The sequence below is a fragment of the Sulfitobacter sp. M85 genome (assembly GCF_029285915.1).
GTDB classification, from domain to species: domain Bacteria; phylum Pseudomonadota; class Alphaproteobacteria; order Rhodobacterales; family Rhodobacteraceae; genus Sulfitobacter; species Sulfitobacter faviae.
The window spans coordinates 94,515-106,423 of sequence record NZ_JABECQ010000003.1; the positions used below are offsets into that span (position 1 = coordinate 94,515).

Sequence of the window (11,909 nt, forward strand, 5' to 3'; positions counted from 1 at the left end):
TTGCACGGCGCAGGCGCAAATAACTTCCGAAAAACCTGCGGTTGTGCCATAATCTTGGCAAAACTACGTTAAATCCTCAGCATAATCCCGCAGGGAATGGGAACAAAGAAGGATAAGGAGGCGTTGGTCGGCAGAAACTTGCTTAGTAGCTCTTCCAGGGGGGAGAAAGTATGTCCCAGCTTCGTTCCTTTGCCTACCTCATTCAATTCGCCTTTCAGCGGCTCGCCGTTGTGGTTTTTGCCCTCGCCGCGCTTGCCCTTACGGGGGCCAGCATCATGGCGGCCCTTGGCCTTTGGAATTGGATCAGCCTTGATCTGCAATACGGCGGTGAGCCTGTCGAAAACGCCGGGATGTACGCCCAACTGGCGCTGACCGTCCTTGCTGTGGGCCTGTGCTTTTTCCTGCCCACCAACCGCCGTGTCATGCAGCTTGAGACCTCGCACCGTCAGTTCAATGTCGGCATGCAGGACGTGGCCCGCGCCTATGCCGCCGTGCACGCCGCCGACCGGGCCGAAACCTTTCAGATGAGCTCGGAATTCGATTCGGTGCGCGAGCGTCTGGCCTATCTGCGCGATCATCCCGACCTCGCCACGCTGGAGCCTGCCGTGCTGGAAATGGCCGCTCAGATGAGCCACGTGGCCCGCGATCTGGCCGAAGTCTATTCGGATGAGAAACTGGCCCGCGCCCGCAGCTTCCTCAAGCAGCGTCAGGAAGAGGTCGAACTCTTCAACAGCCGCCTCGATCAGGCCAAAGCGATCTCGACCGAGATGAAACATTGGCTGCATGAAGTCGAACTCGAAGAAAGCGTCGCCGTGGCCCAGCTTGAGCGTCTGCGCGAGGAAATGCGTGAGATTATGCCTGAGCTTGGCCTTGAACGTGTGGTCCAGACCGAAACACCTGAGCGCAAGCCTGAGACGACATCGCTCGACAATATCGTGATCGACCTGCCGCCCAAAGCCGCTGAGTAATTCCAGCGGCGGCATCCGGCCCATTGGGTTCCCCCCCGGGATCATCACCCAAGGGCCGGATGCTTTTCCTTTGACGCCATCGGGCACCTGCGCGAAAAGGGCCCATGGCCAAATCCTCCTCCAGTTTTTCCTGCGCCGAATGCGGCGCGAAACATTCCAAATGGTCCGGGCGCTGTGACGCCTGCGGCGCTTGGAACTCCATCGTCGAAGACAAAGGCATCTCCGCAGGGCCGCCCAACAAATCCTTGGGCGCAAGGCGCGGCTCTGCCATTGAACTCACCGATCTTGCCACACAAGAAACCCCGCCCCCGCGCGCACAGTCGGGCATTGCGGAGTTGGACCGCGTGTTGGGCGGCGGGCTGGTGCCCGCCTCGGCGATCCTCGTGGGCGGCGATCCCGGCATCGGGAAATCGACCCTTCTGCTGCAAGCCGCCGCGCATTTCGCCAACTCCGGCCTCAAGACGATCTATGTCAGCGGCGAAGAAGCCAGCGCGCAGGTCCGCATGCGCGCGCAGCGTCTTGGCCTTTCCGAAGCGCCGGTGAAACTCGCGGCGGAAACCAACCTGCGCGACATCCTGACCACGCTCGAGGCCGAGCGCCCGCAGCTTGCCATCATCGACTCGATCCAAACCATGTGGGCCGACAACGTCGAAAGCGCGCCCGGATCGGTCAGTCAGGTCCGCGCCGCGGCGCATGAGTTGACCAGCTTCGCCAAACGCCGCGGGGTCGCGGTGATCCTCGTGGGCCATGTCACCAAGGAAGGCCAGATCGCTGGCCCCCGCGTGGTGGAGCATATGGTCGACACCGTGCTCTATTTCGAAGGTGAGCGCGGGCACCAGTTCCGCATCCTGCGCGCGGTGAAAAACCGCTTTGGCCCGGCGGATGAGATCGGCGTTTTCGAGATGACGGGCGGCGGTCTGTCAGAGGTGATCAACCCCTCGGCGCTGTTCTTGTCGGAACGCGGACAACCCTCTCCAGGTTCGGTCGTCTTTGCGGGCATCGAAGGCACCCGGCCTGTCTTGGTCGAACTTCAGGCGCTCGTGGCCCCCTCGCCCCATTCTCAAGCACGCCGCACGGTGGTGGGCTGGGATTCGGGGCGTCTGGCGATGATCCTCGCGGTATTGGAAGCGCGGTGCGGAATTCCTTTCGCGGGGCTGGATGTCTACCTTAATGTGGCGGGCGGGATGAAGATCTCCGAACCCGCCGCCGATCTCGCCGTGGCCGCCGCGATCTTGTCGGCGCGGGAAGACGCGGCCCTGCCCGCCGAAACCGTTGTTTTCGGAGAGATTAGCCTCTCCGGTGCGCTGCGCCCCGCCAGCCAGACGGAAAACAGGTTGAAAGAGGCGCAAAAACTTGGTTTTACGAGCGCTATTGCACCGCGCGGCGGCAAGGCTGTGGGTGTGACCGGAATTGCGCTGAATACGATGAGCGATCTGACCGGATTTGTTGGCGAAATTTTCGGGGCGGGCTGATCCCCCCTTAGACGAGGGCGAGAACGCGCATGGACGGTTTTACCATTATTGACGGGGTGGTCGCGGTTGTCATCGTGCTATCGGCATTGCTGGCCTATGGCCGCGGGCTAGTGCGCGAGTTGATGGCGATTGTCGGCTGGATTGCAGCGGCCGTGCTGGCCTTTCTCTTTGCGCCGCAGGTCGAGCCGCTGGTGCGTGAACTGCCCTATGTGGGCGAATTCTTGGCCGATAGCTGCGAATTGTCGGTGATCGGTGCCTTCGCGCTGGTCTTTGCCGCGGCGCTTATCGTGGTCTCGCTCTTCACGCCGCTGTTCTCCTCGCTCGTGCACCGCTCTATGCTGGGCGGCGTGGACCAAGGGCTTGGCTTCATCTTCGGAGTCGTGCGCGGCGTGCTGCTCGTCGCGATTGCCTTCTTCGTCTACGACACCGTCATCACCGGTGAGCGGACCACAATGGTCGAAAACAGCCGCTCCGCCGCCGTGTTCTCGCGCTTCACCGGCCAGATCGAAGAAAAAGACCCGCAAGAGGCGCTCGGCTGGATCACCAACCGCTATGAGGCGCTGGTGGGCAAATGTAGCGCCTAAGGCCTTCATAATCTCTTAACATAATCCTTTTAGACAGGCGGCCAGAGCATCATGGCCGCCTGATTTGCGTTTGGGCTTGGCAGGTTACGGGGGGCGCCTCCTTGGCGGGCAATGCGGCGCTTTATCCTGCCTCATGCCCCCCGCAGGCGACATGCGGGGTGACAGCCGCTTGCGAAGCCCCTACATAGGCAGCGACCTCACCCGGATTCGGAGTTGCCCCGTTGTCCAAGCACATGCCGCCCGCCCATCCCTTTGACACTTCCTATCTGCGTGACAGCGGAGATGAGGATAAACTGAAGGAGGAATGCGGCGTCTTTGGCGTGGTTGGCGTTGCCGATGCCGCCACTTTCGTGGCCCTTGGCCTGCACGCCCTCCAGCACCGTGGACAAGAGGCTGGCGGCATCGTCAGCTACGATCCCGCCGCCGGTTTCCAATCGGCCCGCCGCTTTGGCTATGTCCGCGACAATTTCACCTCGCAGGATGTGATGCAGACCCTGCCCGGCGAGCTGTCCATCGGTCACGTCCGCTATTCGACCTCTGGCAACAAAGGCCCCACCGCGATCCGCGACGTGCAGCCTTTCTTTGGCGAGTTCGCCATGGGCGGCGCCGCGATTGCCCATAACGGCAATATCACCAACGCCAACGCCCTGCGCCGTGAGTTAATCGAGCGGGGCTCGATCTTCCAATCCTCATCCGACAGTGAGTGCATCATTCACCTGATGGCCCGATCCTTGCAGCAAAACATCCCCGAGCGGATGGAAGATGCGCTGCGCCGGGTCGAGGGGGCCTTTTCGGTCGTTGCCATGACACGCACCAAGCTGATCGGCGTGCGCGATCCGCTGGGGGTGCGCCCGCTGGTGCTGGGCCGTGTCGGCGATGGCTGGGCGCTAAGTTCGGAGACCTGCGCGCTCGATATCATCGGCGCGGAATTCGTCCGCGAGATCGAACCGGGCGAGATGGTGGTGATCACCGAGAAAGGGGTCGAAAGCCATTTCCCCTTCCGCCGTGTCGCCTCGCGTTTCTGTATTTTCGAACATGTCTACTTCAGCCGCCCCGACAGCATCCTCGGCGGTCGCTCGGTCTATGAAACGCGTGAGAATATTGGCCGCGAACTGGCCAAGGAAAGCCCTGTGGAGGCCGATCTCGTCTGCCCCGTGCCTGACAGCGGCACCCCGGCGGCGATTGGCTATAGCCTTGAATCCGGCATTCCCTACGCGATGGGCATCATCCGCAACCAATACATGGGCCGGACCTTCATCGAGCCGACCGAGCAGATCCGCAACATGGGGGTCCGTCTCAAGCTCAACGTCAACCGCGCGCTGATCAAGGGCAAGCGGGTGATCTTGGTCGACGACTCAGTGGTGCGCGGCACGACATCGCGCAAGATCAAAGAGATGATCCTCGACGCGGGCGCGAAAGAGGTGCACTTCCGCATCGCTTCCCCCCCCACGGCTTGGCCCTGTTTCTACGGCGTCGACACCCCGCAGCGCGAAAAGCTGCTGGCGGCGACCATGTCCGAGGATGAGATGCGCGACCATTTGCAGGTCGACAGCCTCAAGTTCATCTCGCTCGATGGTCTCTACCGCGCGGTGGGCGAAGCCGAAGGCCGCAACACCGAGTGCCCGCAGTATTGTGACGCCTGTTTCTCTGGCGACTACCCGGTGACCCCTGCCGATCAGGTTAAGGAAGGTTTCCAGATGAAGCCCGCCGCCGAGTAACCCACCAGATGGATCAAACCAAAGCAAAGGCCGCGCCCGGTTCCCCGGACGCGGCCTTTGCTTTTCCGCGTTGCGCGGAGCCGCTTAGTTCTGCGCCGCAGGCTCCGCCGCGTCATTGGCGCTCTCGGTTGCGTCATCCACGGCATCGCTGATCGCCTCCCCGGCGGCATCCACGCTGCCCGCGATTGCATCGGCGGCGTCTTCAGCGGCGTTGGTCATATCTTCGGCCACCTCGGGCGCATTGATCGCCTCGGAGGCTTCGATCGCCACTTCCTGTGGCCCCTTGCCGGTGAAAAGCATATAGCCCGCCAGCGCAATCAGCGCCGCCACGACCAACCAGACCAGATTCTTCATTCCATTCCCCTTAATCTACGCCCCGCGAGGTTAAAGATTTCCCCCGGGGCCGCATAGCCGTGAATTGCGCCACAATCGCCCCAGATCAAGGGTAAATCGCCCCAAACCCCACGCATAGCGTGATTTTGCGACTTGAAGATGGCCCCACGCGGGTTTACCTTGCATTCTCGAATTAGGTAACAATCAAAGGACCATCACCATCGCTCGCAGACCTCATAACGCGCCGCCCCAACGTGACACCGGCCCGCGCGTCAACGACAAGATCCGTGCCCCCGAAATCCGCCTGATCGGTGCCGATGGCGAAAACGTCGGCGTTGTCTCGCCGCAGCGTGCCATGGAAATGGCCGATGACGCCGGCCTCGACCTTGTTGAAATTTCGCCCAATGCCAAGCCGCCCGTGTGCAAGATCATGGATTTCGGCAAGTTCAAATATGAACAGCAAAAGCGCGAGAGCGAAGCCCGCAAGAAACAGAAGATCATCGAGATCAAAGAGGTCAAGTTCCGTCCCAATACGGACAAGAACGACTACGATGTGAAGATGCGCAATGTCTTCAAGTTTCTTGAAGGTGGCGACAAGGTGAAGGTTACCCTCCGGTTCCGTGGCCGTGAGATGGCGCACCAGAACCTCGGTCGTGAGCTTTTGGAGCGCGTCGCTGCCGACACCAAAGAGATCGGCCGGGTGGAGAACTTCCCCAAGATGGAAGGCCGCCAAATGGTCATGGTGATCGGGCCTCTGCCCAACAAGTGATCAGGCTCAATCGGGTCCGCATGACGGGCCCGACTGCCACATTCACCATCCAATAACGCAAAACGCCCCCGGATCGCTCCGGGGGCGTCTTCTGTTTGGGGTGTTGGTCTGCTTAGCGCAGCAGACCTGTAATGTTACGCACCACGGCACGACGGTTCGCAGGTTCCGCCGACGTGGTCGGCACGCGCAGCTGGCTCTCGCCATAGCCTTGCGTGATCAGGTTGGCGGGCGGCACATCAAAGTACTCGGTCAGCGCCAGGGCCACGGTCTCCGCGCGGCGGTCCGACAGGGCGAGGTTATAGCTCGCATCGCCAACCGCATCGGTGTGACCTTCGACGAGGATCACGGTGCGCGGGTCCTTCTGGATCAGGTCACGCAGTGTGGTGCCGATATTGGCAAGCGCGCGGGCCTGTTCAGGCTGGATCGCGGCGGAGCCGGTGGGGAAGCGTACTGCATCGAGTTCCAGCTCCGGCGCGAGGGAGCGCACTTCACGGATTTCACGCACCTGACGCAGGGAGAATGTCCGCCCCTGATCGTTGCGCATCTCAGCTTGCAGGGCCTGACGCAGCGCGGCTTCGTCTTGGGTGCTGGCGCGCTGTGCCTGCTGTGTCTGCTGGACCTGCGGCAGATCGTTCACGACAACTTCGCGCTCTTCCACGAGGTCATCGACCAGCACATATTCACGGCCCTGCGCATCGAAGTTCGTCCGGCGCAGCACGGTGCCATCGCGCGAGCGGATGGTCTCGACCCGGCTGCCGTCGCTTTTGGTCACGATGGTCCGGGTGGAGCCGTCGTCGAAAGTCTGGGTCTGCACCTCGTCACCGGGGCGGCGGAGCAGAGCGTTATCGTCCTTCAGCACGCGCAACTCGCCAGTGTCGTCCTGCACGACCACACGGTCACCGGAGCGGCTGACGATCTTCTCACCGTTGTTCAGAACCGAGCCGACAGCCACGGCCCCAAGGCCGAGCAGCAGCGCTTTTTCGAAATCCGACATCCCGGTGTCGTCGTCATCAGCGGCGGCGGCATTGGCGTCACCTGCGGCAGTCACTTCGGTTTCGAAGTCTTCGTCCGAGCTGCGCACGTCTTCTTCGGTAACTTCTTCGGTCACGACTTCGGCGTCCGCATCGCTTTCGGCAGCAGCGGCGGCGGCGGCGGCAGCTTCACGCTCGGCGCGGCGTTGCTCACGGCGCTCTTCGCGGCGTTCGGCGCGGCGGGCTTCGCGGCGCTCTTCACGGGCTTGGATCTGCTCTTCGGTCAGACCGGCGTTGTCTTCCTCGCCGACTGCTTCGCCGCTGGTTTCGGCTTCCATTTCGGCCTCGGCTTCTTCCGAGTTCTCGACGGCAGTCTCATTGGCTTCCGCGCCAGTCGTAGCTTCGGCGTTTTCGTCGGTTTCTACGTTCCCAGTCACCTCGGCATCAGCTTCAGCGGTCGCTTCGGCTTCAGCTTCCACGTCCAGTGCGGTCTCGGCCTCAGCGTCTTGTTCGATCTCGGCCTCGGCCTCTTCTTCAACCTCGGCTTCGCTTTCCTGCTCGGCTTCAACTTCCGCTTCGGTCTCGACCTCTTCGTCGACTTCGACCTCGCTCTCAGTCTCGGCGGTCATTTCGGCTTCGGCCTCGGCGGTCTCCGCTTCCGCTTCGCTTGCGGTTTCCTCTGCCGCCTCGGCTGCGGCTTCAGCCTGCGCCTCTGCTGCGTCCGCGGCCTCTTCGGCCTGTTCGGTCACGTCGTTCACGGCAGCCGCAGCAGCGTCACCCGTCGCTTCAACCGCGCCAGTTGCCTGATCCAGCAGCGAACCCGCCTCGGCTTCGGTCTCCGCCTCGGCCTCGACCTCTGCTTCACCTTCCGCTTCGACTTCCGCCTCGGCCTCACCGCTCAGCCCGGCAATAACACGAAGCTCTTCGGCACTTTCTACCGTCTGATCGTCGAATGCGCAGGGGAATTCGGTCGCTTCGCCCACGGGGCCGCATTCATTCAGATTTTGCTCCTGCGCAAAGGCGCCATGCGGGAAAGCCAAGGCAAGGCTCAGACCCAGCGAAGTCGTAGATCTCAGTAGATTTTTCATGTTCACGTCCTCATCATTACGGGAACGCCGTTCGGGCAGCGCTTGTCACCCAACGCATGATGGGGGCGCTGGTTCCGCTATCCAATATCAAGAGCTTACCCCATGAAAATACCGCGCCCCCTATAAGGACGCGGCAAAGGTTTACGCTGCTGTTATCGGCTATCAGGCGATGGCGGCCACAGCGCGGCGGGTCATCACGCCGCACAGATGGGCGCGGTAGGCGCCGCTGCCGTGCAGATCGCTGATCATGTCACCCGCGTCGAGTGTCAGCCCCTCCAAGGCTTCCGGTGCGAACCGTTCCGACAGGGCAGTTTCGGCTTCACTCCAGCGGAAGACACCGTCGTTCGACGCACCCGTGATCGCCACGCGCACCCCAACGCCGAGGCGCGCGACATAGGCCGCGACCAGCGGGAAGCGCGAGGCGGGCTGGATGAATTTCTCGTAATGCGCGGCCTCAGGGATGGGGAAACGGACGCCGGTGACGATCTCCCCTTCCTCCAATGCGGTGGTGAACATGCCTTGAAAATAGTCATCCGCGGCAATCTCGCGGCGGTCGGTCTCAATCGTCGCACCACTGGCCAGAGCGCCCGCCGGGTAGCAGGCAGAGGGGTCGTTATTGGCGAGCGATCCGCCGATGGTCCCCCGGTTGCGCACCGCCGGGTCGCCGATCCGTGCGGCGAGGCTGGCGAGCGCCGGGTAGCTCTCCGCCGCCTCGCGCATGACCGTGGCATGGGTCGTGCCGCCACCGATCCACAGCGCGCCATCGCGCATCTCAACCCCTTTGAGCGCATCGATCCCCGCCAGCGACACCAGAACCGAGGGCATCGCCAGCCGCGCCTTTAGCGTGGGGATCAACGTCTGCCCGCCGCTGAGCGGTTGCGCATCCTCCTGCCCCAAAGCCTTGACCGCATCCGCCACGCTGCTGGGGCGCTCTACTTCGAAATCATACATCTTTCATCCTTCCCAGAGGCCGCCCGAGCGTCGCCTCTTTTCTCAAACCAATCTTCAGCAGGCGCTTAGCCATTCATCGCCTCCCAGACCCGCGCGGGGCTGACCGGCATGTCGATATGGCCGATGTCCTTCCCGCCCGAGCGCATGGCATCGAGCACCGCGTTGACCACCGCAGGGGGCGAGCCGATGGCCCCCGCCTCCCCGCAGCCTTTCACGCCCAAGGGGTTGTGGGTGCAGGGCGTCTGGCAGGAGTGATCCACGTCATAGAACGGCAAATCGCTGGCGCGCGGCATGGCGTAATCCATGTAGGACGCGCTGAGGAGTTGGCCGTCTTCATCGTAAGCACAGTTCTCCAAGAGCGCCTGACCGATGCCTTGGGCCAAACCGCCGTGGACTTGGCCGGTCACGATCATCGGGTTCACCACATTGCCAAAATCATCGGCGGCGGTGAAACGTTCGACGGTGACATGGCCGGTTTCGGGGTCCAACTCGACCTCACAGGCATAGGCCCCCGCCGGATAGGTGAAGTTCGACGGGTCGTAAAATGCGGTTTCCTCAAGCCCCGGTTCGATCTCTTCCAACGGGTAGTTATGCGGCACATAGGCGGCAAGCGTCACATCGCCCCAAGCCACGGATTTATCCGTGCCCGCAACACTAAAGGCCCCATCCTTCAACTCGATATCCCCTTCCGAGGCTTCGAGCAGGTGGCTTGCGATCTTCTTGGCCTTGGCGATGATCTTTTCGGTCGCGCGCACCATGGCGCTGCCGCCCACCGCGAGCGAGCGCGAGCCATAGGTGCCCATGCCCATCGGCACCTTAGAGGTGTCGCCATGGACGATCTCGACCATATTCTCGTCGATGCCGATCATATCGGCCACCACCTGCGCGAAAGAGGTCTCATGCCCCTGCCCGTGGCTGTGACTGCCGGTCATCACGACCAGCCCGCCGGTGGCGTTGACCCGCACCGTCGCGCTTTCATAGAGCCCCGCGCGCGCGCCGAGTTGGCCCACAAGGTTCGACGGTGCAATGCCGCAGGCCTCGATATAGCAGTTCACGCCAAAGCCGCGCAGCTTGCCCTTCGCCTCACTCTCACGGCGCCGCGCTTCAAAGCCCGCGTGGTCAGCGATCTCTTCGAGCTTGTCCATCGTGGCGTTGTAATCGCCCGTGTCATATTCCACCGCCACCGGGGTGGCATAGGGAAACTCCGTCACGAAGTTCTGGCGGCGCAGTTTGATCGGGTCGACCTGCAACTCATGCGCAGCCTTGTCGATCAAACGCTCCAACTGATAGGTCGCCTCGGGCCGACCGGCCCCGCGATAGGCATCTACTGGCACGGTATTGGTAAAGACCGCCTTAACGTTCACGTAGATCAGCGGCGTTTTATAGTTCCCCGCCATGAGCGTGCCGTGCAGCCAAGTCGGCACCGAAGGCGCGAAGGTCGACAGGTAGGCCCCCATATTGGCATAGGTATCGGTGCGCAGGGCGGTGAAGTTATTCTCCGCATCCAGCGCCAGTTCGATCTTGGTCACATGGTCGCGGCCATGGGCGTCGGACATGAAGGCTTCCGACCGGCTCGAGGTCCATTTCACCGGACGCCCCACCGCCTTGGCCGCGAATGTGCAAAAGGCCTCCTCCTGATAGTGGAAGATCTTGGTGCCGAAGCCGCCGCCGACATCCGGAGCTACCACACGCAGCTTGTGCTCGGGAATGCCCAGCACGAAGGCGCCCATCAGCAGGCGGATCACATGTGGGTTCTGGCTGGTGGTATAGAGCGTATGCTCCCCGTCCGACCGGTTGTAATCGCCGATTGCCACACGCGGCTCCATCGGGTTGGCGACGAGGCGGTTGTTCACGAGCTCAAGCGTGGTGACATGGGCGGCCTCGTCAAAGGCTTTGCTCACCGCCTCCTTATTCTCTTCCACGAAACCCCAGTCATAGCAGAGGTTGCTGGTCAGATCGTCATGCACCTTGGGCGCATCGTCTTTCACGGCGTCTTTCATGTTCACCACGGCGGGCAACTCGTCGATATCGACGACAATCGCTTCGGCGGCGTCACGGGCCTGCGCCAACGTTTCGGCCACGACGGCGGCGATGGGCTCGCCCACATGGCGGACCTTTTCATGCGCCAGCACGGGGTGTTTCGGCTCCTGCATGGGTTGGCCGTGTTTGTCGGTGATCTGCCAGCCGCAGGGCATCCCGCCCACTTCGGCGAAATCCGCGCCGGTGAAAATCTTCAGCACGCCGGGCATGTCTTCGGCGGCAGAGGTATCGACCCCGGTCAGCCGCCCATGGGCCACATCCGAGCGCAGGAAAAATACATGGGTCTGGCGGCGCAGGTTGATGTCATCGGTATAGCGCCCCGCCCCGGTGAGAAAGCGCACATCCTCCCGTCTTTTGCTGCTGGCCCCAATACCGCTCGTCGGTTCAAAATCCTTTGGCATAATATCCTCCCGTTTGGTGGCGGTGCGATGCACCTGATCCGTCACGCGGGTTCCGGTTCTGGCGGTCCTCCCTCCGCCATCACAGGTCTGCTCAGCGCGACACTGCTTCCAACGTTACTCTGCCGCCAGCGCGCTGACCTCCTGGCCGCTGGCCGCCATGATCGCTTTGACGATGTTGTGGTAGCCGGTGCAGCGGCAGATGTTGCCGTCAAGGTAATGGCGCACCTCGGCCTCCGAAGGTTTCGGGTTTTCCTTTAGCAGCGCCGCCGCCGACATCACCATGCCCGGCGTGCAAAAGCCGCATTGCAACCCGTGGTGATCCTGAAACGCCTGTTGGATGGTGCTGAGCGTGCCATCGGGGGCCGCCTGCCCTTCGATGGTCTCAACCTCGGCGCCATCGGCCTCGACCGCGAACATGGTGCAGGCCTTGACAGCATTGCCGTTGACATGCACCACGCAGGCGCCGCATTGGCTGGTGTCGCAGCCCACATGGGTGCCGGTCAGTTCCAGATCATCGCGCAGGAAATGCACCAGCAGCGTGCGGCCTTCGACCTCTCCCGACGCGGGTTTGCCGTTCACGGTCATCTTGACCTGTGTCATGTTCTTCCTCCCAG

General features: G+C 62.3%; 10 protein-coding genes. 5 read left to right on the top strand and 5 right to left on the bottom strand.

Annotated elements, in window-relative coordinates; all coding sequences use genetic code 11:
• Positions 1–170: 170 nt before the first annotated feature.
• The 4 genes from HKX24_RS06660 (at position 171) to purF (ending at position 4,742) form a co-directional block, all read left to right on the top strand.
• Positions 171–968, top strand: coding sequence for a DNA repair protein (locus HKX24_RS06660; RefSeq protein WP_209217646.1), 798 nt, complete (start codon positions 171–173; stop codon positions 966–968).
• 104 nt (positions 969–1,072) lie between these two features.
• The gene (radA, locus tag HKX24_RS06665; protein ID WP_271691478.1) at positions 1,073–2,440 is read left to right on the top strand and encodes a DNA repair protein RadA; all 1,368 of its coding nucleotides are present in this window, start codon (positions 1,073–1,075) and stop codon (positions 2,438–2,440) included.
• A gap of 29 nt (positions 2,441–2,469) precedes the next feature.
• Positions 2,470–3,024 (top strand): CvpA family protein, encoded by a 555-nt coding sequence (locus HKX24_RS06670; RefSeq protein ID WP_067268241.1) that lies wholly within the window; start codon positions 2,470–2,472, stop codon positions 3,022–3,024.
• Between the two features lie 233 nt (positions 3,025–3,257).
• A complete protein-coding gene (gene purF, locus HKX24_RS06675; RefSeq protein WP_271693829.1) occupies positions 3,258–4,742 on the top strand; it encodes an amidophosphoribosyltransferase in 1,485 nt (494 codons plus the stop codon).
• Positions 4,743–4,826: 84 nt separating this feature from the next.
• Here the strand turns inward: purF and HKX24_RS06680 are convergent, their stop codons facing one another.
• Entirely contained in the window at positions 4,827–5,096 is a 270-nt protein-coding gene (locus HKX24_RS06680; RefSeq protein WP_271687103.1) for a hypothetical protein, read from the bottom strand.
• Between the two features lie 199 nt (positions 5,097–5,295).
• Here HKX24_RS06680 and infC point away from each other — a divergent pair, with 199 nt between their 5' ends.
• Positions 5,296–5,844, top strand: a complete 549-nt coding sequence (gene infC / locus HKX24_RS06685; protein WP_209217843.1) for a translation initiation factor IF-3 — start codon at positions 5,296–5,298, stop codon at positions 5,842–5,844.
• Between the two features lie 112 nt (positions 5,845–5,956).
• Here the strand turns inward: infC and HKX24_RS06690 are convergent, their stop codons facing one another.
• From HKX24_RS06690 to HKX24_RS06705, 4 genes are all read right to left on the bottom strand, one after another.
• Complete coding sequence (locus tag HKX24_RS06690) at positions 5,957–7,903, bottom strand: OmpA family protein (protein ID WP_271691479.1); 1,947 nt, start codon at positions 7,901–7,903, stop codon at positions 5,957–5,959.
• Positions 7,904–8,065: 162 nt separating this feature from the next.
• The gene (locus tag HKX24_RS06695; RefSeq protein ID WP_271691481.1) at positions 8,066–8,854 is read right to left on the bottom strand and encodes a xanthine dehydrogenase family protein subunit M; all 789 of its coding nucleotides are present in this window, start codon (positions 8,852–8,854) and stop codon (positions 8,066–8,068) included.
• 65 nt (positions 8,855–8,919) lie between these two features.
• On the bottom strand, positions 8,920–11,295 hold the full coding sequence (locus HKX24_RS06700) for a xanthine dehydrogenase family protein molybdopterin-binding subunit (protein ID WP_271691482.1): 2,376 nt from the start codon (positions 11,293–11,295) through the stop codon (positions 8,920–8,922).
• Positions 11,296–11,409: 114 nt separating this feature from the next.
• Positions 11,410–11,895: a (2Fe-2S)-binding protein gene (locus HKX24_RS06705; RefSeq protein WP_067268228.1), complete on the bottom strand. Its 486-nt coding sequence runs from the start codon at positions 11,893–11,895 to the stop codon at positions 11,410–11,412.
• Between the last annotated feature and the right edge of the window lie 14 nt (positions 11,896–11,909).